This window comes from Streptomyces sp. NPDC021749 (assembly GCF_040640655.1).
Taxonomy (GTDB): Bacteria; Actinomycetota; Actinomycetes; order Streptomycetales; family Streptomycetaceae; genus Streptomyces.
The window spans coordinates 154,667-178,819 of the sequence record NZ_JBFACE010000006.1 but is presented as its reverse complement, the minus strand read 5'-3'; the positions used below and the strand labels follow the sequence as shown (position 1 = coordinate 178,819).

Annotated in this window: 21 protein-coding genes and 1 pseudogene; 16 read left to right on the top strand and 6 right to left on the bottom strand. The window is 71.6% G+C overall.

Annotation, left to right across the window (positions count from 1 at the left end):
• Positions 1-91 precede the first annotated feature (91 nt).
• Entirely contained in the window at positions 92-1,690 is a 1,599-nt protein-coding gene (locus tag AB0G35_RS08575) for a methylmalonyl-CoA mutase family protein (RefSeq protein WP_360945788.1), read from the top strand.
• Positions 1,691-1,770: 80 nt separating this feature from the next.
• Complete coding sequence (locus tag AB0G35_RS08570; RefSeq protein ID WP_360945785.1) at positions 1,771-1,983, top strand: hypothetical protein; 213 nt, start codon at positions 1,771-1,773, stop codon at positions 1,981-1,983.
• A 149-nt stretch (positions 1,984-2,132) separates the two neighbouring features.
• Here the strand turns inward: AB0G35_RS08570 and AB0G35_RS08565 are convergent, their stop codons facing one another.
• Positions 2,133-2,834 carry a FadR/GntR family transcriptional regulator gene (locus tag AB0G35_RS08565; RefSeq protein WP_360945782.1) on the bottom strand — a complete coding sequence of 234 codons (702 nt, stop codon included), beginning with the start codon at positions 2,832-2,834 and terminating at the stop codon, positions 2,133-2,135.
• A gap of 129 nt (positions 2,835-2,963) precedes the next feature.
• Between AB0G35_RS08565 and AB0G35_RS08560 the strand changes: the two genes are divergently transcribed.
• Complete coding sequence (locus tag AB0G35_RS08560; RefSeq protein WP_360945779.1) at positions 2,964-3,494, top strand: gluconokinase; 531 nt, start codon at positions 2,964-2,966, stop codon at positions 3,492-3,494.
• Between the two features lie 59 nt (positions 3,495-3,553).
• The gene (locus AB0G35_RS08555) at positions 3,554-4,981 is read left to right on the top strand and encodes a gluconate:H+ symporter (protein ID WP_360945772.1); all 1,428 of its coding nucleotides are present in this window, start codon (positions 3,554-3,556) and stop codon (positions 4,979-4,981) included.
• A gap of 138 nt (positions 4,982-5,119) precedes the next feature.
• On the opposite strand, the gene AB0G35_RS08550 is transcribed toward AB0G35_RS08555, so the two are convergent.
• Positions 5,120-6,697: an FAD-dependent monooxygenase gene (locus tag AB0G35_RS08550; protein WP_360945769.1), complete on the bottom strand. Its 1,578-nt coding sequence runs from the start codon at positions 6,695-6,697 to the stop codon at positions 5,120-5,122.
• Between the two features lie 37 nt (positions 6,698-6,734).
• Here AB0G35_RS08550 and AB0G35_RS08545 point away from each other — a divergent pair, with 37 nt between their 5' ends.
• Positions 6,735-7,433 carry a TetR/AcrR family transcriptional regulator C-terminal domain-containing protein gene (locus AB0G35_RS08545; protein ID WP_360945766.1) on the top strand — a complete coding sequence of 233 codons (699 nt, stop codon included), beginning with the start codon at positions 6,735-6,737 and terminating at the stop codon, positions 7,431-7,433.
• Here the strand turns inward: AB0G35_RS08545 and AB0G35_RS08540 are convergent, their stop codons facing one another.
• The 3 genes from AB0G35_RS08540 to AB0G35_RS08530 are packed head-to-tail and all read right to left on the bottom strand — an operon-like array spanning position 7,434 to position 10,923.
• On the bottom strand, positions 7,434-8,594 hold the full coding sequence (locus AB0G35_RS08540; RefSeq protein ID WP_360945763.1) for an acyltransferase: 1,161 nt from the start codon (positions 8,592-8,594) through the stop codon (positions 7,434-7,436).
• Positions 8,591-9,946: an alpha-2,8-polysialyltransferase family protein gene (locus AB0G35_RS08535; RefSeq protein ID WP_360945760.1), complete on the bottom strand. Its 1,356-nt coding sequence runs from the start codon at positions 9,944-9,946 to the stop codon at positions 8,591-8,593. The genes AB0G35_RS08540 and AB0G35_RS08535 overlap by 4 nt, the downstream gene beginning before the upstream one ends.
• On the bottom strand, positions 9,946-10,923 hold the full coding sequence (locus AB0G35_RS08530; RefSeq protein WP_360945757.1) for a glycosyltransferase family 2 protein: 978 nt from the start codon (positions 10,921-10,923) through the stop codon (positions 9,946-9,948). Before AB0G35_RS08530 ends, AB0G35_RS08535 begins: the two co-directional genes overlap by 1 nt.
• A gap of 224 nt (positions 10,924-11,147) precedes the next feature.
• Between AB0G35_RS08530 and AB0G35_RS08525 the strand changes: the two genes are divergently transcribed.
• The 10 genes from AB0G35_RS08525 to AB0G35_RS08480 all read left to right on the top strand — a co-directional run bounded on the left by AB0G35_RS08525 (position 11,148) and on the right by AB0G35_RS08480 (position 23,244).
• Positions 11,148-12,431: a DUF6716 putative glycosyltransferase gene (locus AB0G35_RS08525; protein ID WP_360946076.1), complete on the top strand. Its 1,284-nt coding sequence runs from the start codon at positions 11,148-11,150 to the stop codon at positions 12,429-12,431.
• A 38-nt stretch (positions 12,432-12,469) separates the two neighbouring features.
• A complete protein-coding gene (locus AB0G35_RS08520) occupies positions 12,470-13,672 on the top strand; it encodes an acylneuraminate cytidylyltransferase (protein WP_360945754.1) in 1,203 nt (400 codons plus the stop codon).
• Positions 13,673-13,728: 56 nt separating this feature from the next.
• Positions 13,729-14,667 (top strand): N-acetylneuraminate synthase family protein, encoded by a 939-nt coding sequence (locus AB0G35_RS08515; protein WP_360945751.1) that lies wholly within the window; start codon positions 13,729-13,731, stop codon positions 14,665-14,667.
• Between the two features lie 215 nt (positions 14,668-14,882).
• The gene (locus AB0G35_RS08510) at positions 14,883-16,013 is read left to right on the top strand and encodes a hypothetical protein (protein WP_360946073.1); all 1,131 of its coding nucleotides are present in this window, start codon (positions 14,883-14,885) and stop codon (positions 16,011-16,013) included.
• A 173-nt stretch (positions 16,014-16,186) separates the two neighbouring features.
• Positions 16,187-17,428: an amidohydrolase gene (locus AB0G35_RS08505; RefSeq protein ID WP_360946070.1), complete on the top strand. Its 1,242-nt coding sequence runs from the start codon at positions 16,187-16,189 to the stop codon at positions 17,426-17,428.
• 190 nt (positions 17,429-17,618) lie between these two features.
• Positions 17,619-18,656: a BMP family ABC transporter substrate-binding protein gene (locus AB0G35_RS08500; protein WP_360945748.1), complete on the top strand. Its 1,038-nt coding sequence runs from the start codon at positions 17,619-17,621 to the stop codon at positions 18,654-18,656.
• A 178-nt stretch (positions 18,657-18,834) separates the two neighbouring features.
• Complete coding sequence (locus AB0G35_RS08495; protein ID WP_360946067.1) at positions 18,835-20,463, top strand: ABC transporter ATP-binding protein; 1,629 nt, start codon at positions 18,835-18,837, stop codon at positions 20,461-20,463.
• Positions 20,460-21,566 (top strand): ABC transporter permease, encoded by a 1,107-nt coding sequence (locus AB0G35_RS08490; protein WP_360945745.1) that lies wholly within the window; start codon positions 20,460-20,462, stop codon positions 21,564-21,566. Before AB0G35_RS08495 ends, AB0G35_RS08490 begins: the two co-directional genes overlap by 4 nt.
• Positions 21,563-22,852, top strand: coding sequence for an ABC transporter permease (locus tag AB0G35_RS08485; protein ID WP_360945742.1), 1,290 nt, complete (start codon positions 21,563-21,565; stop codon positions 22,850-22,852). The genes AB0G35_RS08490 and AB0G35_RS08485 overlap by 4 nt, the downstream gene beginning before the upstream one ends.
• Positions 22,849-23,244, top strand: a complete 396-nt coding sequence (locus tag AB0G35_RS08480; RefSeq protein ID WP_360945739.1) for a cytidine deaminase — start codon at positions 22,849-22,851, stop codon at positions 23,242-23,244. The genes AB0G35_RS08485 and AB0G35_RS08480 overlap by 4 nt, the downstream gene beginning before the upstream one ends.
• A gap of 270 nt (positions 23,245-23,514) precedes the next feature.
• Here the strand turns inward: AB0G35_RS08480 and AB0G35_RS08475 are convergent.
• Positions 23,515-23,709: pseudogene (locus AB0G35_RS08475) on the bottom strand (DNA mismatch repair protein MutT); the annotation flags it as partial.
• A 120-nt stretch (positions 23,710-23,829) separates the two neighbouring features.
• Between AB0G35_RS08475 and cutA the strand changes: the two are divergent.
• A complete protein-coding gene (cutA, locus tag AB0G35_RS08470; RefSeq protein ID WP_360945736.1) occupies positions 23,830-24,153 on the top strand; it encodes a divalent-cation tolerance protein CutA in 324 nt (107 codons plus the stop codon).

Here is a 24,153-nt window from a genome sequence, read left to right as displayed (position 1 = left end):
CTGTGAGCACGGCGTAAAACCGTGATGACGGCGCATCGACCGTCGGAAATGGACCACCGGATCGCGGTCACCCAGGCGGAGGCGTACTTCCATGGCGCAGGAACCGGGCAGTGTGCGGCACAACGAGAGCGGTCTGCCCGTCGAGCCGGTGTACGGACCGGAGGCGCTGGCCGGCTGGGACCCGGAGCGCCGCCTTGGCGCACCCGGCGGCTACCCCTACACCCGTGGTATCCACCCCACGATGTACGCCGGACGGCCCTGGACGATGCGGCAGTACGCGGGCTTCGGCACCGCCCGGGAGTCCAACGCCCGCTACCGGCAGCTGATCGCCCACGGCACCACCGGCCTGTCGGTCGCCTTCGACCTGCCGACCCAGATGGGCCACGACTCCGACACCCCGATCGCCTCCGGCGAGGTCGGCAAGGTGGGGGTGGCCATCGACTCCGTCGAGGACATGCGGGTGCTGTTCGGCGGCATCCCGCTGGACAAGGTGTCCACGTCCATGACGATCAACGCCCCCGCGGCGCTGCTGCTGCTCCTCTACCAACTCGTCGGCGAGGAAGAAGGGGTCCTGCCCGGCCACCTGACCGGCACCATCCAGAACGACATCCTGAAGGAGTACATCGCCCGCGGCACCTACATCTTCCCCCCGGCGCCCTCGCTGCGGCTGGTCTCGGACGTCTTCCAGTACTGCCGCGCCGAGATCCCCCGCTGGAACACCATCTCGATCTCCGGCTACCACATGGCGGAGGCCGGCGCCTCTCCCGCGCAGGAGATCGCCTTCACCCTCGCCAACGGCATCGCATACGTCCGGACCGCGCTGGCCGCCGGCATGGACGTCGACGACTTCGCCCCCCGGCTGTCCTTCTTCTTCGTCTCCCGCACCACGCTCCTCGAAGAGGTCGCCAAATTCCGTGCCGCGCGCAGGATTTGGGCCCGGGTCATGCGCGAGGAATTCGGCGCACGCAACCCGAAATCCCACATGCTGCGCTTCCACACCCAGACGGCAGGGGTGCAACTCACCGCCCAGCAGCCGGAGGTGAACCTCGCCCGGGTCACCGTCCAGGCCCTCGCCGCGGTGCTCGGCGGCACCCAGTCGCTGCACACCAACTCCTTCGACGAGGCGATCGCCCTGCCGACGGACAAGGCGGCCCGGCTCGCCCTGCGGACCCAGCAGGTGCTCGCCCACGAGACCGATGTGACCGCCACCGTCGACCCGTTCGCCGGCTCCTACGCGGTGGAGTCGATGACCGACGACGTGGAGGAGGCCGCCCTCACGCTGATGCGGCGGGTCGAGGAGATGGGCGGCGCGGTGGCCGCCATCGAAGCGGGCTTCCAGAAGGACGAAATCGAACGCAATGCGTACCGGATCGCTCAGGAAACCGACGCCGGCGAGCGGGTCGTCGTCGGCGTCAACCGGTTCCTCCTCGACGAGGAGGAACCGTACGAGCCGCTGCGGGTCGACCCCGCGATCGAGGCCCAGCAGGTCGAACGGCTCGCCCGGCTGAGGTCCCAGCGCGACGACCGCGCCGTGACCGCCGCCCTCGACGCCCTCCGCAAGGCCGCGGCGTCCACGGACAACGTCCTCCCCCCGATGCGGGACGCGCTCCGCGCGCGGGCGACGGTGGGCGAGGTGTGCGATGCGCTGCGGTCCGTGTGGGGCACGTACGTCCCGCCGGCCGGGCTGTAGCCCGGGGCGCCGCACAGTGCGCAACGGCGAGCAACCCCCGCGGCGGGACGGCCGGGTACGGGGGAGGGAACAATGGACGCATGTCCAGTCCGCGCCGTGCGTGCCCCGTCTGTACCCGAGAGATCGCCGTCGTCGGCGGCCGCTACGCCCGGCATGACCCGCCGGGGCGGCGGACGAGCCTGGAGCTGATCTCCTGTCCCGGGTCGCGGCGGATCGCCCCGTTGATGGCCCCCGCCGAGCGGCTCTTCGACCCCGAGGAGCCCCCCTTCCCGGGGCAGCAGCCGCTGTTCTAGGGCAGCACGCGATCCCTTCCAGACGGGTACGTACGCGGCGCCGCACAGCGCGCACCGGCGAGCGACCACCGCGGCGGGACGGCCGAGTACGTGGGAGGCGCCGCACAGCGCAGCGGAACGGGGGGACGGTCGAGTGCGTGGTGGCCCGACTAGGGCGCCAACACGTCCAGTTCGGCCATCGCGCCCGTCGTGATCTCGCGGGTCAGCCGCTCCGCGGCCCCCGCGTCGCCCGTGCGGACCGCCTCGGCGACCTGGACGTGGAGGGTGACCGCCGCCGGGTCGGGGTCGGTGAACATGACGTGGTGGTGGGTGCGGCCGGTCAGGACGGCCGCGACGACGTCCGCGAGGCGGGCGAACATCTCGTTGCCGGAGGCGGTGAGGATCACCCGGTGGAAGGCCACGTCGTGGACCAGGTACGCGTCGAGCTGCTGGCCGCGCGAGGTGGCGACCATGCCCAGGGCGTGTTCGGTGAGTGCGGCGCACTGGGCGGGTGTGGCGTGCTGGGCGGCGAGCCCCGCGGCGACCGGTTCGACGGCCGAGCGCAGCACGGTCAGTGAGCGCAGCTGGCGGGGGCGGTCCCGGCCGGACAGCCGCCAGCCGATGACCCGCGGGTCGTAGACGTTCCACTCCTCGGTGGGGCGGACGGTCACCCCCACCCGGCGCCGGGAGGCGACCAGTTGCATGGATTCCAGGACCCGGATCGCCTCGCGGATGACCGTGCGGGAGACGTCGAAGCGCTGCGCCAGTTCGTCGGTGCGCAGGACCGTGCCCGGAGGGTGGTCGCCCGCGGTGATCTCGGGCCCGAGGGCCTCCAGCACGCGGCCGTGCAGGCCCTTCCCCTCGTTCTCCATGGAGCAAGCGTACGTTCCCGCACCCCGGCCAATTAAGTATGACGTTTGCATCACGGACTCTTGAATACGTCATATGTAATGGGTTTCAGTGGGGTGCACGGGTCAAGGAAGACAGTGAGGTAACCCGGGATGAGCACTCCCCACGCCGCCCCTGACGTCATCGTCGTGATGGGCGTGGCCGGCACCGGCAAGACCACCATCGGCCCGCTGGTGGCCGCCGAACTGGGCGTCCCGTACGCCGAGGGCGACGACTTCCATCCCCCGGCCAACATCGCCAAGATGGCGGCCGGTGTCCCGCTGGACGACGCCGACCGCGGCCCCTGGCTGGACGCGATCGGCGCCTGGGCGCACGACCGGGCCGGGCGGGGCGGCGTGGTCAGCAGCTCGGCGCTCAAGCGGGCCTACCGGGACCGGCTGCGGGCCGCCGCCCCGGGCCTCGTCTTCCTGCATCTGACCGGTGACCGCGCGCTGATCCAGGCGCGGATGGCCGAGCGCCGGGGCCACTTCATGCCGACCGCGCTGCTGGACTCGCAGTTCGCCACGCTCGAACCCCTCGGATCGGACGAGGCGGGCGTCGCGGTCGACGTCTCCGGTACCCCGCAGCAGATCGCCGGGCGGGCGGTGGCCGCACTGCGCGCGCTGGCCTCCTCCGCCGGATAACCCGTTCTCCTCCACCCGTCCACCCAAGTCCTCCCTCCCCTCCAACCATGGGAAGCGCCGTGACTCATCTCAGCGTCGAGATGCTCGCAGCGGACGCGACCGAGCCGATCACCTCGGCCGGTCACGCACAGCTGGGCATCGCCGTCCTGGCCGGCATAGCCGTCATCGTCCTGCTCATCACCACGTTCAAGCTGCACGCCTTCCTGTCGCTGATCATCGGCTCGCTGGTGCTCGGCGCGGTGGCCGGGGCGCCGCTCGACAAGGTCATCGCCAGCTTCTCGACGGGGCTGGGAACGACCGTCGCGGGGACCGGGGTGCTGATCGCGCTCGGTGCCGTCCTCGGCCGGCTGCTCGCCGACTCCGGCGGCGCGGACCAGATCGTCGACACGATCCTGGCGCGGGCGGGACGGCGGGCGATGCCCTGGGCGATGGTGCTGATCGCCGGGATCGTCGGACTGCCGATCTTCTTCGAGGTCGGCATCGTGCTGCTGATCCCGGTGGTCCTGCTGGTCGCCAAGCGCGGCAACTTCTCGCTGATGCGGATCGGCATCCCGGCGCTGGCCGGACTGTCCGTCATGCACGGTCTGATCCCGCCGCACCCCGGCCCGCTGGTGGCGATCGACGCGGTCGGCGCGAACCTCGGCATCACCCTGGCGCTCGGCGTGGTCGTCGCGGTGCCGACCGCGATCGTCGCCGGCCCGCTGTTCTCCCGTTACGCGGCCCGCTGGGTGGACGTCCGCCCGCCGGAGAAGATGTTGTTCTCTTCCGGGGACACCCCGGGCACCGGGCCCGACAGGGCGTCGGACGGCCTGGAGAAGCGGCCCGGGTTCGGGATAACCGTGGCCACCGTGCTGCTGCCGGTGGTGATGATGCTGGCCAAGGCCCTGGTGGACGTGGTCGTCGACGATCCGGAGGCCGGTGTGCAGCGGGTCTTCGACGTGGTCGGGTCGCCGCTGATCGCGCTGCTGACCGCCGTGCTCGTCGCGATGTTCACGCTCGGCCGGGCGGCCGGTTTCAGCCGCGGGCGGACCGCGGCCACGGTGGAGAAGTCGCTCGCCCCGATCGCCGGCGTGGTGCTGATCGTCGGCGCGGGCGGCGGCTTCAAGCAGACGCTGGTGGACTGCGGCGTGGGCCAGATGATCCTGGACGTCTCCAAGGGCTGGCATCTGTCGACGTTGCTGCTGGCCTGGCTGATCGCGGTCGCCATCCGGCTCGCGACCGGCTCGGCGACGGTGGCCACGATCTCGGCCGCCGGTCTGGTGGCCCCGCTCTCCGCGGAGATGAGTACCACTCATGTGGCGCTGCTGGTGCTGGCGATCGGCTGCGGCTCGCTGTTCTTCAGCCATGTCAACGACGCCGGATTCTGGCTGGTCAAGGAGTACTTCGGGATGAGCGTCGGCCAGACGCTGAAGACCTGGTCGGTGATGGAGACGCTGATCTCGGTGGTCGGGATCGGGTGCGTGCTGTTGCTCTCCCTGGTCGTGTAGCCGCTGGTCGTGGACCTTTCGGGCGGTCCCCCTGCCGCCCCGGGCGCCTCACCCCCCCTCAAGGTGCCCGTTCCCGGCGCGAGGCCGTACGAGCGGAGTTCCCGCTCGGACGGCCTCGCGCGCTTGAGGGGCCGGGGGTCAGGCGGCCGGCTGCGGTGCGGGCGCGCCGGTGTACGGGGCCAGGGCGGCGGTCACCGCGGTGGTGGCGTCGGTGGCCGGGGCGGCGAGGGCGAGGTAACCGTCCGGGCGGACGAGGAGGACCGCGGGGTCGTCCCCGTAGGCGGCGCGGAGGTGGCCGTCGGTGTCGACGAGGTCGGGGTCCGGGCCGCCGGCGCGGACGATCCGCAGCAGTGCCGGGTCGGCGGGCAGCGCGGCGGCGTCGAGGTCGGTCTCGCCGAGGACGAGCAGGGTGAAGTGCGGGCCGCGGTAGCTCTCGAAGAGCCGGACGGCCTTGCCGTCGGGGGTGTGGCAGGGGGCGTCGGGTGCCCGGTCGCCGGCCCGCAGCGCGCCCTCGGGCAGGCCGGTCCGCAGCTCCCGGGTCAGCGGGCCGTCCGGGTAGCCGATGTCGAGCTGGTGCAGGTCCCGGCCGCGGCGCAGCGAGCGCGTGCGGTGCAGCCGGGTGCTGGTGGCGAGGATGCGCTCGGCTATCGGGCGGCGCTCGGCCTCGTAGGTGTCGAGCAGGGTGTCCGGCGCGCCGTGCCGCAGTACCTGGCCGAGCTTCCAGCCGAGGTTGTAGGCGTCCTGGACGCTGGTGTTCAGGCCCTGGCCGCCGGCCGGTGAGTGGATGTGCGCGGCGTCACCGGCGAGGAAGACCCGGCCGGTGCGGTAGGTGTCGGCCAGGCCGACCCGGGGCCGGAAGACGGAGGTCCAGGCGACGTCGGTGATCTGGTCGGCGGTGAGGTGGGTGTGCCTGGCGATCGCCGCGCGGACCGCCTCGGGTGAGGGGTCCGGGGCCTCGCTGACGGCAGCGATTATGCCCTGGAAGAGGTCGGTGTGGGCGAGCGGGAGCAGGGCGACGAAACCGCCCTGGGGCAGCTCCCAGCGGTGCCAGTGGTCCCGGTCGAGGCCGCTGATCCGGACGTCCGCGAGCAGCGCGGCGCCCGGATCCAGCTCCAGGCCGCCCGGCCCGGTCATCCCGGTGCCGAGCGCCCGGCGGACCGTGCTGCGCCCGCCGTCGGCGGCGACCAGGTAGGCGGCGCGTACCGAGTGCGGCGTGCCGTCGGCGGTGAGGAGACGGGCCGTCACCCCGTCCGCGTCCTGGGTGAAATCGGTGAGTTCGGTGGAGAACAGCACGCTGCCGCCGAGCTCGGTGAGCCGTTCGTGCAGCAGCTCCACGTTGCGGAACTGCGGCACCATCATCGTGTTCGCGTGCGGTGTGGCGGGCGTCGGCTCGACCCGCTCGATCATCACCTCGGTGCCGGTGATCCGGCCGTCCTCCCAGCGGGCCGTGACCGGGTAGTCGCCGCCGGCCGCGCGCATCGCGTCCAGCACCCCGAGGTCTTCGTAGACCTCCAGGGTGCGCGGCTGCAGGCCGTTGCCGCGGGCGCCGGGGGAGAGGCGGTCCTGGCGCTCGACGAGCAGGGCGCGCACGCCGCGGCGGGCGAGGTCGATGCCGAGCGCGAGGCCGGTCGGGCCCGCTCCGGCGATCAGTACGTCGACGGCAGCGGGAAGGGTGTCCGGCTGACCGCCCCTGTCCTTAACGCTGTTAAGTTCCATGTTTCCGAGGGTTGCTTAACGGTGTTAAGTTGTCAACATGGTTGCGCGCATCGACAGGAAAGTGGTGGTCACGACCGCCCTGCGGCTGCTGGACGAGGTCGGCCTCGACGGCCTGACCCTGCGCCGGATCGCCAAGGAGCTGAACGTCCAGGCCCCCGCGCTCTACTGGCACTTCAAGAACAAACAGGAACTGCTCGACGAGATGGCCACCGAGATGTTCCGGCGGATGGCCGCACCGCTCATGGGGCAGGGGCCGGACGGCCCGGGCCCCGGCGCGCCGGGACACGACGGGACCTGGCAGGACCTCCTGCTCGACACCTGCCGGAGGCTGCGCCGGGAACTGCTCGGCTACCGCGACGGCGGAAAGGTCTTCAGCGGCACGCGGATGACGGACACCAGCTACGCCCAGCCGCTCGACGGGCTGCTGCGCCGGCTCACCGCGGCCGGATTCACGCTGGCCGAGGCGGCGATCGCCTGGTGGACCGCGTACAACTTCACCATCGGGCTGGTGATAGAGGAGCAGTCGGTCCACCCGGAGCCCGGCCGGCCGGAGGCCCGGGACCCGGCCTACGACCTGGAGCGGCGCGAGGCGGACCTGGGCGACTGCTATCCGTTGGCGGCGCGCGCCGGCCGGGAGATGTTCGCCGACCTCGACCGCAGCTTCGAGGCCGGTGTGCGGATCGTCCTCGCGGGCATCGAGGCGACGGCCGGCCCGGGGGCCCGGGCCGGCCGTTGATCAGCGCCGTGGATCGAGCGCCCGCTTCAGCCGGGGCGTCAGCGGACGCTCCACACAGCGGTACAGCACCCACGCCAGCAGCAGCATCAGCACGGTCGTCAGGGCCAGCGTGACGGCGGACGGCACACCCAGGGTGCGGTGCAGGACGCCCACCACGACCCAGCCCAGGTGCTCGTGGACCAGGTAGAAGGGGTAGGTGAGCGCGCCGGCGACGGTCAGCCAGCGCCAGTCGGCCCACCGCAGGGCGCCCAGCGCGACCGCGCCGACCAGCACGAAGCCGAGGGTGACGACGGCGATGATGCCGGCCGTCGAACGGTAGGAGAAGGCGTGCACCGACGGGGCGTGCCAGAGCCCGGCGACCGCGTAGTGCTGCCCGATGAGCCAGCTGACCAGCACGATCGCCCAGGCGACCGGGTCCCGCGGGCCGTAGCGGTGCAGCAGGTACAGCCCGATGCCGCCGATGAAGAACGGCGCGTACTCCGGCATCAGCACGACGTCCAGCAGCGGCTGGTGCGCGGCCTGGGCCAGCGCGGCGGCCAGCGTCCAGCCGGCGCAGAAGAGGACCACCCGGCCGCGGGTGGCGCCCGGCAGGACGACGCAGAGCGCGAAGAGCGCGTAGAAACGCATCTCCGCCCAGAGGGTCCAGCACACGCCGAGGACGCGGTGCACGCCGAGCGGCTGCTGGAGCATGGTGAGGTTCGTCAGCACCTCGCTGGGCGCGAGCGCCTTGTAGGCGACGAAGGGGAGCGCGAAGACCGCGGTGACGATCAGGATCGCGGCCCAGTAGGCGGGATACAGGCGGGAGATGCGGGAGGCGACGAAGGCCCGCAGGGTCCGGCCCCAGCCGGACAGGCAGATCACGAACCCGCTGATCACGAAGAAGATCTGGACGCCCAGGCAGCCGTAGGCGAACAGCGGTGCCAGGGTGGGGAATTGCTGGGCCGGGGAGCCGCCCCAGGCCCCGGCTATCTCGCCGCCGCGCCCACCGTAGTGGTACGCGGCGACCATCAGGGCGGCCAGCAGCCGCAGCCCGTCGAGGGCGCGCAGCCGGGACGGTCCGCCGTCACGGCTGCGCCGTCGTATCAGGCGCTGCGGGGTGGTGGTGACGAGCTCCGGCGCGACGGGTGGCGCGCCGGTCGCCAGCGGCGGGGTCGTCGTCATCCGAAGACGGCCCGCTTCTTCAGCCGCCGCTGCACCGCCCGGGCCCGGCGGGCGACCCGGCGGACCGCGGCGTTGCGCGGGAGGAACGACAGCTGGGAGGGGATCGCCCCGGGCAGCGCCAGCGCGGTCAGCCGGCGGCGCTTGAAGTAGCGCCGGGTGCGCGCGTCGAGGTGGGCGGCGAGGTAGCGCTCGGCGGCCGGCCGCAGGCCCGGGTAGATCTGATGCTGCATGGCATAGCCGACCGCGGTGACCAGCCCCTCGACGGACGCCGCGGTGGCGACCGTACCCGGCCGCTCACCGGTGTCCTCCAGGTCCGGGACCAGCGCGTCCACCAGCGTCACCGGGATGCGGTTGCTGTTCTGGTACGGCGTCAGCCGCTCCAGCAGCAGGTCCGTTCCGGTGCGGGCGACCGGCAGGCCGTAGAAGGTGGCCGCGGTCAGCAGGGCGGTGGAGAAGCAGCCGACGACCAGCGCGGGCCGCATCCGCTGGTAGACCACCTCGGCCAGCACCGGAGAGTCGAGCACCGTCAGCGTCACGTCCAGCTTCTCCGCCTCCCGCTCCAGCAGCCGTGACCAGCGGGCCGGCGCGGAGGGGTGCGGCTTGAAGACGATCTCGCGGTGCCCGCGCCCGACGGCGCCGCGCACCATCCGTACGTGCAGCTCCTCTTCCTCCTCGGGCGTGAGGATGCCCAGCGCGGAGAGGTACTGGCCGAGGAGCAGCGCCCCGCCCTCCGGCACCGCCAACGGACCGCTGACGTCGGCGAGTTCGGACAGCACCTTGGTGAAGGCGTCGGTCGGGACGGTCTGCGCCGGCACGTCGAACTCGGTGAGCAGCAGCGGCGACAGGCCGGGCACCAGGTCCAGGTGCAGCAGCCGGCCGATCCGGGTGCCGACCAGCGGGTCGAGCTTGTTGCGGGTCGGGCCGTAGCTCATCAGCCCGTCCGCGTAGACCTCGATCGGCGCGTCCGGGAAGAGCTGGGCGATCGCCAGCGCCGGGTTGACCTGGATGGACTCCACGACCAGCTCGACCTGGTCGTCGCCCAGGCCCCACAGCAGCCGCAGATGGCGCTCCCACAGCGGGACGTCGTCCGCGCGCGGGGACCAGCCGCCGGGGTGGAAGGGGCTGATCGTCTCGTTCCACGACAGCACCCGGTCGAAGCGGCCGCGCAGCCGCTCGAAGCCGGGCATGGTGTCCAGTGGCGCGGTGGTCTCCGGGGTCGTGGCGTTGTTGCTGAGCAGCAGCAGCCGGCGGTCGGCCGGCGCGAACCGGTCGGCGTCCAGTGCCGCGGCGAGCGTGGCCGCGCCGTACAGCGTGGACGCCACGAAGATCTGGGTGCGGGCTCGGGTGGGCATCAGGCGGCCACCTCGGCAGGGACAGGGCGACGGCGCAGCCGGCGCAGTCGGGACGCGCGCTGCACATCCATGGAATCCAGGGCTTCCTTCAGTACGTCCTGCGGCATGCGTTTCATGGCCGCGGCGCTCATCGAACGCAATTTACGGGCCACCTGCGGCTCGAATCGTTCGATCGAACCGAGATGGTGGGAAATGATCGCGCAATAGGTCCGGACCGCTTTCGGAAGAAGTCGGTCCGCATCGCGGTCCTGTGCGGTTTCCTCGATCACCTGGTCGAATGCCCGGATGAAATCCAATTGCCGCACATCGCCGATCTGGGTCAGCGAGGAGGCCACTCCGCGCCGGTAGAAAACACCGAGCAGACCGACCACCGCCATGGACTTCGCCTCGCGGTGCAGCCGCCAGATCCACGGCCGGTCCTCGGCGGTGCGCAGACCGTCCTTGAAATGCAGCACCCCGTCGTCCAGCAGCCGGCGGTGGTAGATCCCGGCCCAGGCGAAGGCGTAGTCGACCGAGGTGGAGCGGTCCGCGGGCAGGATCACCGCGCGCGGATCCATCACCACCCCGCGCCGGCCGTGCGGGACGCGGTGCACGGTGCGCGCCCTGGCGGTGCACTGGACGTGGTCGGTCCGTACGAAGTCGCACCCCAACTCCTCGATGGCGCAGAGGAGTTCGGTGAAGTAGCCGGGGGCCAGCCAGTCGTCGCCGTCGAGGAAGGTGAGGTACTCCCCGCGCGCCTGGTCCAGGCCCGTGTTGCGGGCGGTGGCCAGGCCGCCGTTCCGTTCGTGCCGCAGCAGTCTGGCGCCCGGCAGCTCACGCTCGGCGCGCGCGAGGATCTCCGGGGTCTCGTCGCGCGAACAGTCGTCGACGAGCAGGAATTCAAAGTCGTCGCGGGCGTTGGCCGCGAGGCTTTTCAGGGTGTCGGGCGCGTATGTCTGCACGTTGTAGAACGGCACGATGACGGAGAGCTTAACCACCCGGGTGACGTTAGGTGCCGGGCCCGGCATTCGTCTTTACGTGGCGGGGACACCGGGGTGAACGAAGAATGGCGGGATGGTTAACCGGGTCGGTAATCAGGCCGGTTCGCCGTTCGTCGACCCGCTGTTAACCCTTTGTTGCGACCCAGTTGGCCCGACAAACGGAATGCCTTCCTAGCGTCTTCGACGTGCCATCACGTACCGCTTCCTCGCCGCGAGTCGCCGTGCTCGCCGACTCGGATACCCGATGGAAATGGGGCGCTTTGACAGCGTACCGAATCCAATCGGACATCCGGCTCGACGGGTATCTGCTCCGCGGCCGCGCCACTCCCACGGTCCGCCAGCTCGACGAGGTCGGTGCCCGGGCGGACGCGCTGCGCGAGATCCGGGGCGTCGACTTCGTGCGCACCATCGACCGCACGCGCTACGACGTCGTCGTACTGGCCTGCGTCGGCGGCGCCGTACAGGCGATGCTGCACGGCCTCGCCCGGACCTGGGAGGGCGCCGAGCAGCGCCCCGTGGTCGTCACCGGCTACGTCGGAGTGGTCTACGAGAAGCTCGCCGACGGGCTGCTGCTGCGGCACGGCGCGGACGTCGTCCTCGCCAACTCCCGGCACGACGCCGACCGGTTCCGGGCCGTCTACCGCGGGGTCGGCGCCGACGACGGCAGCGTCGTCGAATGCGCCCTGCCGTTCCTCGGCGGCGACCGCTACAGGGCCGAACGCGACCCGTACACGGTGGTGTTCGCCGCCCAGCCCTCCGTCCCGGAGAACCGCGCCGACCGAACCTACCTGCTGCGCCGGGCCGCCCAGCACGCCCGCAAGCACCCCGACCGCGAGGTGCTGATCAAGCTCCGCAGCAAGCCCGGCGAGCACACCACGCACATCGAGGAACTGCCCTACCAGAAGCTCGCCGCCAAGACCCCCGGCGGCCTGCCCGCCAACTGCCGCCTGGTGTACGGCAACATGGGCGAGGTCCTGGACCGCACCGACCTGCTGGTCACGGTCAGCTCCACCGCCGCCCTGGAGTCCCTGCACCGCGGCATCCCCACCGCCGTCCTCACCGACCTCGGCATCCGCGAGGTCCTCGGCAACCACCACTTCCTCGGCTCCGGCTGCCTGGCTTCCTGGGACGAGCTGGACGCCGGCCACCGCCCGGAACCCGACCCGGACTGGCTGGCCCGTCAGGGAGTCGCCGCCGAGGGGGAGTACGGACGCGCCTTCGACGCGGCCCGCGCCCGGGTCACCGCCCTCCGCGAGGCCGAAAGCCTGCCGCCGCTGCGCCCGTACTACACACCGCGCACCGCCCCCGGCTACCTGCCCGGCATCCTCGCCCGGCACGGCCTGGACCCGCAGGGTGCCCCGCTGCCCGGCCACACCGACGCCCCCGAGGAGACCGGCGGACTGCGCCGGATCGCCCGCGAGACCGTCCGCGAGGCCGCCCGCGGCGCCTACCGCCACGGCGTCCAGCGCGTCGCCCCCGCCATCCGCCGCTGGGGGCAGCTGTGACCGACTTCGCTGCCCCCGGCCCGACCAAGGAGCCCGCAATGCCACCCACCGTGGTTGCCGTCATCCCCGCCCGCGGCGGATCCAAGGGCGTGCCCGCCAAGAACCTCGCCGCCGTCGGAGGCGTGCCCCTGGTGGCCCGCGCGGTCCGCGAATGCCGCGCCGCCCGCCTGGTCACCGACGTCGTGGTCTCCACCGACGACGCCGGGATCGCGGCCGCCGCGCGCAGCGCCGGAGCCGTCGTCGTCCGGCGACCCGGCGAGATCGCGGGCGACACCGCCACCAGCGAGGCCGCTGTCCTGCACGCCATGGACGCGTACGAGGCCGAGCAGGGCACCACCGTCGACGCGGTGCTGCTGGTCCAGTGCACCAGCCCGTTCCTGGTCCGCGAGGACGTCGACGGGGTGGCCGCCGCGGTCGTCGAGGACGGCGCCGACAGCGCGCTGACCGTGGCACCCTTCCACGGCTTCGTCTGGCGCGACGCCGAGCCCGCGGTGGGCGGCGCGACCGCCACCGACGGCGGCCACGGCGTCAACCACGACAAGTCCTTCCGGCCGCGCCGCCAGGACCGCCCCCAGGACCTGCTGGAGACCGGCGCCGCCTACGCCATGGACGCGGCCGGCTTCCGCGCCAGCGGCCACCGCTTCTTCGGCCGCACCGAACTCGTCCGCACCGACCCGGCCCGGGTGCTGGAGGTCGACGACCCGCACGACCTCGCCCGCGCCCGCGCGCTGGCCCCGCTGCTGGACGCCCCGCGCCCCGGCGCCCTGCCGACCAGGGACGACATCGACGCCGTCGTCCTCGACTTCGACGGCACCCAGACCGACGACCGGGTGCTGATCGACGCCGACGGCCGGGAGATCGTCGCGGTCCACCGCGGCGACGGCCTGGGCATCGCCGCCCTGCGCCGGGCCGAGCTGAAGCTGCTGATCCTGTCCACCGAGACCAACCCGGTCGTCGCCGCCCGCGCCCGCAAGCTGCGGGTGCCCGTCCTGCACGGCATCGACCGCAAGGACCTCGCCCTCAAGCAGTGGTGCGAGGAGGCCGGAGTCGCGCCCGAGCGCGTGCTCTACGTCGGCAACGACGTCAACGACCTCCCGTGCTTCGACCTCGTCGGCTGGCCGGTGGCGGTCGCCGGGGCGCACGACGTGGTGCGCGGCGCGGCCCGCGCCGTCACCGCCACGCCCGGAGGCAGCGGCGCGATCCGCGAGATCGCCGGCTGGCTGCTGGGCCCCTCCCTGTAACCGACTCCCTGAGCCCACCCCCGCACACCCCCGTATCCACACGAAGGAATCTCCCCATGAGCACCAACTCCCGCCTCCGCAAGCTCGGCACCCGCGAGGCCGGCCCCGGCCGCCCCGTCTACGTCACCGGCGAGATCGGCATCAACCACAACGGCGACCTGGAGAACGCCTTCGCGCTGATCGACGCCGCCGCCGACGCCGGCTGTGACGCGGTGAAGTTCCAGAAGCGGACCCCGGAGATCTGCACCCCGCGCGACCAGTGGGACATCGAGCGCGACACCCCCTGGGGCCGGATGACCTACATCGACTACCGCCACCGCGTGGAGTTCGACGAGGACGGCTACCGCGCCATCGACGAGTACTGCAAGAAGCGCGGCATCGCGTGGTTCGCCTCCCCGTGGGACGTGGAGTCCGTCGCCTTCCTGGAGAAGTTCGACGTGCCCTGCTACAAGGTGGCCTCCGCCTCGCTCACCGACGACGAGCTGCTGCGCGCCATGCGCGCCACCGGCCGCACCGTCATCCTCTCCACCGGCATGTCCACCCCGAAGCAGATCCGGCACGCCGTCGAGGTCCTGGGCAGCGACAACATCCTGCTCTGCCACGCCACCAGCACCTACCCGGCCAAGGCCGAGGAGCTCAACCTGCGGATGATCAACACCCTGCAGGAGGAGTACCCCAACGTCCCGATCGGCTACAGCGGCCACGAGACCGGTCTGCAGACCACCCTCGCCGCGGTCGCCCTCGGCGCCACCTTCATCGAGCGGCACATCACCCTCGACCGCGCCATGTGGGGCTCCGACCAGGCCGCCTCCGTCGAGCCCGGCGGCCTGTCCCGCCTCGTGCGCGACATCCGCACCATCGAGGAGTCCCTCGGTGACGGCGTCAAGAAGGTCTACGAGTCCGAGCTCGGCCCGATGAAGAAGCTGCGCCGGGTCGCCGGTGTGGTCGCCGAGGCGGAGGCCGCCGAGGCCACCGCCCAGCCCGCGGCAGTCTGACACCCGGCCCCCAGCCGACGGGAGACAAGGTGAGCTCACCTGAGGGGACCTGCGCCGCGCCCTCCACGCCCGGCGCCGGGGTCCCGCCCCAGGGGACGGCGGGTACTCCCGCCCGCCGTCCCCCGGGGGTGCCGCGGCAGCGCCACCGCCCCCGCACCGCAGCCGCCGGTGCCACCGCCCGCGGCACCGGCACCCTCGCCTTCGTCGAGAGCCCGGTGCAGCTGCTCAACGTCCTGGAATGGGCGCATGCGGCGTCGCCGGAGGCCGCCGCACCGGAGGCCGCACCGGACGGCGACCCGTCGGACGGCGCCGCACCGGACGCCGCACCGGACGGCGCCGCACCGGACGGCGGCGGCGCAGGCCCGGCGGCCACCTCGGTCACCATCGTCGTGCTCTCCCCGCACGACCCGATGACCCGCGGCCAGCTGCGCCGGATGGCCGAACTCGCCCGCGACGAAGGGCACACCGTGCGCTGGGAGGAGGCCCGCGGCGGCCCCACCGCGCCGCTGCGCACCATCGGCGGGCTCACTCCGCTGCTGCGCCGGGCCCGCCGGATCGTCATCGGCGACCCGTTCTCCCGCTACGTCCAGCTGCTGCTCGCCCTCACCGGCGCGCCCGACCTGGTCGTGGTCGACGACGGCACCGCCACCATGGAGTTCATCTCCCAACTCGCCCGCGGCGAACGGCTGGTGCGCTGGCACCGGAGCGGCGGCGGGCGCGGCGCCCGGGACCTGGTCTTCGCGCCGTTCTCGGCCACCGCGCGCCGCCGGCTCACCCCGCCGCCGGAGGGCGGCCGGCGCTCCGTCGGCGTGTTCAGCTCGATGCCCGTCGAGGCCCCGCCCGGCGTGCACCTCGCCAGGAACGACTTCGCCTGGACGCGGGCGCGGTTCGGTCCGCCCCGCGTCATGGGCGCCGCCGACATCGTCGGCACCTCACTCGTGGAGACCGGTGTCGTGGACGCCGACCGCTATCTGGCCGCGGTCGCCACGCTGGCCCGTACGCACGGCGCCACCCGCTACTTCGCCCACCGCCGCGAGAGCGCCGAGAAGCTGCACCGGCTCGCCGGCGCCACCGGCCTGGAGATCGTCCGCCCCGACCTGCCGCTGGAACTGATCGCCCGCCGCGGCCCCGTCGGACGGCTGATCGTCAGCTTCCCGTCGACGGTCGTGCACACCCTGCCGCTCGCCCTGGCCGGTACGGAGGTCCGGGTCGCGGTCTGCGACATCGACCCCGAGTGGCTGACGGCCAACGCTTCACCGCGCGCACAGGGTTTCCTCGACGGGGTCACCGGAACCGCCCGCGACGTGCAACGCCTTCCGTTCGGGCAGCGGATGGCCACCGGCTGACCGGGTGGGGGGCATGGCGACGGCCGTGGCGGGAAGCCGTACTTCATACCCCTCCCATAAACCGTCCATGCGCCGAGCGGCCTAGATTTTCTTCCCCTAAGGGGCTGAACTTTTGTTGATCGAGGGACAGTTGCCCCTTCGGTGGCCCTAACCTTCAACAGGTGAACCAACTGATGTCCCGCGATTCCGACGACGCCGACGCCCCCGCCGACACCGCCGCCGGGGCCCCGCTCCCCGGCACGCTGCCCGAGGCGCTGTGTGCCGAACTCATCGACTTCCGCCGCGACTTGCACCGCCATCCCGAGCTCGGCAACCAGGAGTTCCGGACCACCGCGGCGATCAAGGAGCGGCTGGAGCAGGCCGGACTGCGCCCCCGGGTACTCGCCACCGGCACCGGCCTGATGTGCGACATCGGCACGGACACCGCGTACGGCGACGGGACCGCCCCGCTGCTCGCCCTCCGCGCGGACATCGACGCCCTCCCCATCCCGGACACCAAGACCGTGGACTACGCCTCCGCGGTCCCCGGCCGGGCGCACGCCTGCGGCCACGACGTGCACACCACCATCGTGCTCGGCGCCGGGCTGGTGCTGGCCGGACTGGCCCGTAGCGGCGCGCTGCCCCGCCCGGTGCGGCTGATCTTCCAGCCCGCCGAGGAGGTGCTGCCGGGCGGCGCCGCGGACGCCATCGAGTCCGGGGTGCTGGACGGCGTCGGCCGGATCCTCGCGGTGCACTGCGACCCGCGCGTGGACGCCGGCAAGATCGGGCTGCGGACCGGCGCGATCACCTCGGCCTGCGACCGGCTGGAGGTCGAGCTGGACGGCCCCGGCGGGCACACCGCCCGCCCGCACCTGACCACCGACATGGTCACCGCCGCCGCCCGGGTCGCCCTCGACGTGCCGGCGCTGATCTCCCGCCGGGTCGACGCCCGGGCCGGGCTCGCCGTCACCTGGGGCCGGCTGTCGTCCGGGCACATCTGCAACGTGATCCCGCAGCGCGCGGAGCTGTCCGGCACCGTCCGGTGCCTTGATCTCGACGCCTGGCGCCAGGCCCCGGACATGGTGCACGCCGCCATCGACGAGGTCGCGACGCTGCACGGCGCCAAGTCGCAGATCAACTACGTGCGCGGGGTGCCGCCGGTGGTCAACGAAGCCGGCAGCGTGGCGCTGCTCAAGGACGCGATGACCGCCCGGCGCGGCGCCCACAGCGTGGAGGACACCGAGCAGTCCCTCGGCGGCGAGGACTTCTCCTGGTACCTGGAGGAGGTCCCCGGCGCCATGGCCCGGCTCGGCGTCCGGCGCCCCGGTGAGCTCGGCCGGTACGACCTGCACCGCGGCGACTTCGACGTCGACGAGCACGCCATCCAGGTCGGGGTGGAGCTCTTCACCGCCGCCGCCCTGCTGCCCCGCGGCTGAGGTAGATCGGACAGAACCAAACAATTCCGGCCGCCGTCGAACGCCCCGACGGCGGCCGTGGAGATCGTCCGGGCCCCGTACGCCTCGAATCGATAACGGCTTTCCACCTGCCCTTTACCTGACATCTACGCGCGTTACGATTCCGCGGAATCAGCGCCAATGGAGGCGCTACGAGTCGAAGGGGCCCCTCGTGCACCGGGTATCCAAGATCGTTGCCGCGGGCATCGCCACCGCGGCCCTCTCCGTTTCACTGACCGCCTGCGGCGAGTCCTCCACCGAGGCCGGTGGCAAGGACAAGGGCATCGGCCTCGCCTTCGACGTCGGCGGCCGGGACGACCACTCGTTCAACGAGGCGGCGGCTCGTGGCGTGGACAAGGCCGAGAAGGACCTCGGTGTCAAGGCCAAGATGATGACCGCCAAGAACGGCGAGACCGAGGCGGACCGCGAGCAGCGGCTGACCTCGCTGGCCGAGGCGGGCTACAACCCGGTCATCGGGGTCGGCTTCAACTACGGCAAGTCCGTCAACAAGGTCGCCAAGAAGTTCCCGAAGACCGCCTTCGGCGTCGTCGACTCCCCCTCCCAGGCCAAGAACGTCTACGGCATGGTCTTCGCCGAACACGAGGGCTCCTACCTCGCCGGTGTCGCCGCCGCGCTGAAGAGCAAGACCCACAAGGTCGGCTTCATCGGCGCGCAGAACAACGCGCTGATCCAGAAGTTCCAGGCCGGCTTCGAGCAGGGCGTCAAGGCCACCGACCCCAAGGCGAAGGTCACCTCCGAGTACCTCTACGCCAACGACGACAAGGGCTTCAACGACCCGGCCGCCGCCAAGGGCAAGGCCAAGGGCATGCTCGACGCCGGCATCGACGTCATCTACACCGCGGCCGGCCAGTCCGGCAACGGCTCGATCGAGACGGTCGCCGGCAAGAAGGGCACCTGGGCGATCGGCGTCGACTCCGACCAGTACCTGCAGCCGGGCCTGGCCAAGTACAAGAACTCGATCCTCACGTCGGTGATGAAGAACGTCGACGTGGCGGTGTACGACCTGGTCAAGAGCGTGCACGACAAGAAGCCCCTGACCGGCACCAAGGCCTACACGCTCAAGGACGACGGTGTGCGGCTGTCCACCTCGGGCGGCTTCATCGACGACATCCAGGCCAAGATCGACGCGGCGAAGAAGAAGATCGCGTCGGGCGAGGTGAAGGTCAGCGACACCCCTGCCAAGCAGTAGTTCTTCGGCGGGTCGGGCGCGGCGGACAGCACGCCGCCGCGCCCGGCCCGTTCGCCGGACCGACCCGGCGGCAAGGCAATGTTCCGGCGTCAACGCTACGCGCGTAGCGCGTAGTTGGCGCGATATCGTCACCTCCCCGCTCTTCCTTACCACTCCCTGCTCCCGAGGAGAGTGCGCCATCAAAGCGTCCAGCAGTCCCCAGGCAGACAGCGCCACCGCCGCGGCACCGGCGGTGGAACTCCGCGGGATCACCAAGCGGTTCCCGGGTGTCGTCGCCAACCACGACATCGACATCACCATCGGCCGCGGCACCGTGCACGCCCTGGTCGGCGAGAACGGCGCGGGCAAGTCCACGCTGATGAAGATCCTCTACGGCATGCAGAAGCCGGACGAGGGCACGATCGGCATCGACGGCGAACAGGTCAGCTTCCACAGCCCGGCCGACGCCATCGCCCGCGGCATCGGCATGGTGCACCAGCACTTCATGCTCGCCGACAACCTCACCGTCCTGGAGAACGTCGTTCTCGGCGGCGAGAAGCTGCACGGCATCGGCGGCAAGGCCCGCACCGAGATCCTCAAGATCTCCGACCGCTACGGCCTCGGCATCCGCCCCGACGTCCTCGTCGAGGACCTCGGCGTCGCCGACCGCCAGCGGGTGGAGATCCTCAAGGTCCTCTACCGCGGCGCCCGCACCCTGATCCTCGACGAGCCGACCGCCGTGCTGGTCCCGCAGGAGGTCGACGCGCTCTTCGACAACCTGCGCGAGCTCAAGTCCGAGGGCCTGACCGTCATCTTCATCTCGCACAAGCTGGGCGAGGTGCTCTCGGTCGCCGACGACATCACCGTCATCCGGCGCGGCACCACCGTGGCCTCCGTCGTCCCCAGCGAGACCACGCCCAAGCAGCTCGCCGAGCTGATGGTCGGCAGCGAACTGCCCTCGCCGCAGACCCGCGAGTCCACCGTCACGGACGTGGAGATGCTCAAGGTCGAGGGGCTGCGGCTGGCCACCGCCGACGCGGAGGGCGTCGAGCGCACCGTCCTCAACGATGTGTCGCTGACCATCCGCAAGGGCGAGGTCCTGGGCATCGCGGGCGTGGAGGGCAACGGCCAGGCCGAACTGGTCGAGGCCATCATGGGCATGCGCGACCCCGACGGCGGCACCATCACGCTGGACGGCATCGACATCAGCCACCTGCCCACCCGCACCCGGCGCGAGGACGGCATCGGCTACGTCCCCGAGGACCGCCACCGGCACGGCCTGCTGCTGGAGGCCCCCCTGTGGGAGAACCGCATCCTGGGCCATGTCACCGAGAAGCCCAATGCCAAGGGCCGGCTGCTGGACCTGAAGGCCGCCCGTGCGGACACCGAGCGGATCGTCCGCGAGTACGACGTCCGCACCCCCGGCATCGAGGTCACCGCGGCCTCCCTCTCCGGCGGCAACCAGCAGAAGCTGATCGTCGGCCGTGAGATGAGCCATCACCCCAAGCTGCTGATCGCCGCGCACCCCACCCGGGGCGTGGACGTCGGCGCCCAGGCCCAGATCTGGGACCAGATCCGTGAGGCGCGCCGCGAAGGGCTGGCCGTACTGCTGATCTCCGCCGACCTGGACGAGCTCATCGGGCTGTCCGACACCCTGCGGGTCATGTACCGCGGCCGGCTGGTCGCGGACGCGGACCCCGCCACCATCACCCCGGAGGAGCTGGGGTCGGCCATGACCGGCGCCGCCAGCGGCCATCTCGTCCATTCCGACGGCGACACCGCCGCGGAGCAGGAGCCGCGCTCGTCCCAGGAGGGAGAGTCCGAGTGAAGAAGCTCGACAAGAACAAGCTGATCCTGGGCATCGCCGCCCCCGTCCTGGCGATCGTCGCGGCGCTGGCCATCACCTCGGTGATCATCCTGGCCACCGGCAAGGACCCGATCCACGCCTACCTGGTGATGGCCGACTTCGGTTCCAAGAGCGACAGCCAGGTCTGGATCATCAACAAGGCGGTCCCGTACTACCTGTCCGCGCTGGCCGTCGCCATCGGCTTCCGGATGAACCTGTTCAACATCGGGGTCGACGGCCAGTACCGCATCGCGGCGTTCTTCGCCGCGGTGGTCGGCGGCGCACTGACCCTCCCCGGGTTCCTCCAGATCCCGCTGATCATCATCGTCGCGATGCTGGTCGGCTCGGTCTGGGCCGGTATCGCGGGCCTGCTGAAGACCACCCGCGGCGTCAGCGAGGTGATCACCACGATCATGCTGAACGCCATCGCGGCCGCGGTCATCGGCTACTTCCTCCAGGACGGCCGGCTCGCCGTGAAGGACGGCAACCTCTTCCACACGCCGAACCTCCCGGCCTCCAGCCACTTCTTCACCATCCCCACCCAGCCCGCTCCGCTCGACGGCTTCCTCGTCGTCGCCGTCGTCGTCGGCCTCGCCTACTGGTTCGTGCTCAACCGCACCCGCTTCGGCTTCGACCTGCGCACCGTCGGTCAGTCGGAGTCCGCGGCCGAGGCGGGCGGCGTCAACGTCAAGCGGATGATCATCACCTCGATGCTGCTGTCCGGCGCCGCGGCCGGCCTGATCGGCATGCCGACGCTGCTCGGCGTCTCGTACAACTACGGCACCGACTTCCCCATCGGCATCGGCTTCACCGGCATCGCCATCGCGCTGCTGGGACGCAACCACCCGATCGGGATGGCCGCCGGCGCACTGCTGTGGGGCTTCCTCGAACGCACCGGCACCCAGCTCGAATTCGAGGACTACGAGCAGGAGATCGTCGGCGTGATGCAGGGCGTCATCGTGCTCTGCGTCGTCATCGCCTACGAACTCGTGCGCCGCTACGGCCTCAGACTCCAGCAGCGGCAGGTCGGCGAGCAGCTCGCCGCCCAGGCCCGCAAGACCGAGAAGGCGGAGGTGTCCGCGTGAGCACGAACCTCACGGCTCCGGTCGACCAGAGCCCCCACCACCACAAGCCCAAGACCGCCCGGGCCAGGCTCAGCTACCCCAAGGTCCTGCTGATCATCTCGGGCAGCCTGATCCTGCTGTCCCTGCTGCGGATCGTCACCGGCGCCAACAACCTGACCGAGTCCGGCCAGTACATCGCCGCGCTCAACGCCGCCGTGCCGATCGGCCTGGCCGGCCTCGGCGGCCTGTGGGCCGAGCGCTCCGGAGTCATCAACATCGGCCTCGAAGGCATGATGATGCTCGGCGCCTTCTCCGCGGGCGCGGTCGGCTGGCAGCACGGCCCCTGGGCCGCGGCGCTGGCCGGCGTCATCGGCGGTGCGCTCGGCGGACTGCTGCACGCCGTCGCCACCGTCACCTTCGGCGTCGACCACATCATCTCCGGCGTCGCCATCAACATCATGGCGCTCGGCGTGACCCAGTTCCTGGCCAAGCTGTGGTTCGGCGCGGACGGCAGCGCGGCCGCGGCGGCCGGCGGCAACGACAAGCAGTCGCCGCCGATGCCCGACATGCCGACGTTCACCGTTCCCGGCCTGTCCGACTGGCTGCACTCCATCGAGCAGCACCACTGGTTCCTGGTGTCCGACACCGCCGGTATCGCCGGCTCCCTGGTCACCAACGTCTCCTGGCTGACCGTGGTGACCGCCGTCCTGTTCGTGCTCACCTTCTACGTCCTGTGGCGCTCCGCCTTCGGCCTGCGGCTGCGCTCCTGCGGCGAGGGCCCGATCGCGGCCGAGTCGCTGGGCGTCAACGTCTACCGCTACAAGTACGCGGCGGTGCTCGTCTCCGGCGCACTGGCCGGCCTCGGCGGCGCGTTCCTGGCGATCTACGTCCACATCTACCAGGACGGCCAGACCGGCGGCCGCGGCTACATCGGCCTCGCCACCATGATCTTCGGCAACTGGCGGCCCGGCGGCGTCGCCATGGGCGCCGGCCTGTTCGGCTTCATGGACGCGCTCCAACTGCGCGGCGGCGGCCCCACCGTCCACGCCCTGCTGCTCCTGCTCGCCGTGCTGCTGGTCGGCCTGGCGCTGTGGAAGCTGCGCGGCGGACAGCACACCCAGGCCGTGCTCAGCCTGGTCGCGGCCGCGCTGCTCGCCCTGTGGTACGCCACCACCGACACGGTCCCGCTGGAGATCGTCGGTGTCGCCCCGTACATCGCTACGCTGCTGGTGCTCTCGCTGGCCGCACAGCGGCTGCGGCCACCGAAGGCGATCGGCAAGATCTACCGAAGAGGCCAGGGCAAGTGAACGAAGCTCCCGACTGGGAGTCACTGCGCGCGCAGGCCCGGGACGCGATGTCCCGGGCCTACGCCCCGTACTCCGGCTACCCCGTCGGCGCCGCGGCCCTCGTCGACGACGGCCGCACCGTCACCGGCTGCAACGTCGAGAACGCCTCCTACGGCCTCGGCCTGTGCGCCGAATGCGGCCTGATCTCCGCCCTCTTCGCCACCGGCGGCGGCCGCCTGACCGCCTTCACGTGCGTGGACGGCGCGGGCGAACCGCTGGTCCCGTGCGGCCGCTGCCGCCAGCTGCTCTGGGAACACGGGGGGCCCACGCTCCTCGTGGAAACCCCCTCCGGTATCCACCCGCTGTCAGACCTCCTGCCGGAGGCGTTCGGGGCGGGGCACTTGGCGGGGTGACGGCGGGCTGACGGACTTGCGGCGGCAGGCTTCGGCTACTGGGGGCGCTTGGCGGGCTGACGGGCGACGGGCGACAGCCCTTGTTGTACGGCCCTAGGGGTGCCATCGCCTCCTTAGGGCATGGCACCCCCGCCACCCACTTCCGCTCGGGAACGCCGGGTGTTCGTAGTGCTCACCCCCACCTGCGCTCAGTTCTCGCCGTACAGGTGACCTGTTGGGGCGTCACCTGTTATGGCGACGGCTGTGAACTGCGGTTGGGCGACCTGGTGTCTACCTCCAGCCGTCCAGTGAGACCTGTTCCCCGTCGGCCAGGTAGCGACGAAGAGCGCTGGCGGTGGTGTCGACGAACTCTTCGGGGAGGGCGTCGGCGTCGACCCAGCACACGTGGTCGTGCTTCCGCGGTTCCCGGTTCTCGGGTTCGCCGGTCCATTCGTGGGCGGCGAAGACGACGGTGAGGAAGCCGTTGCTGACTGAGGATCGGATCGGTGCGCGGTGAGCCGGCGGCTCGACCCTCGCCACCCACCCAAAGTTCCGTTGAACGCATGAAGTGACCCTGGTCTGCCAGTTCGCCACTACAGTCGCCGCATGACTGACTTCCTTCAGGTATCCACCGCAACGGAGAACCGCGAAGCGGCTGTGAAGCTGGCGCAGTCGGTAGTCTCCGCACGGCTCGCAGCCGGGGCGCAGATCGTCGGGCCGGTCGGCTCCGTGTTCTGGCACCAGGGAGAGTTCGGCTCAGGCGAGGAATGGCAGCTCGTCCTCAAGGTCCGCGCCGATCGGTACGACGAGGTCGAGGCGCATCTGCTCAAGCACCACCCCTGGCAGAACCCGGAAGTCTCCGCGGTCCCGATCGTTGCCGGGGCGGATGCCTATCTGCGCTGGCTGGAGACGACCACGGCACCGGACTGA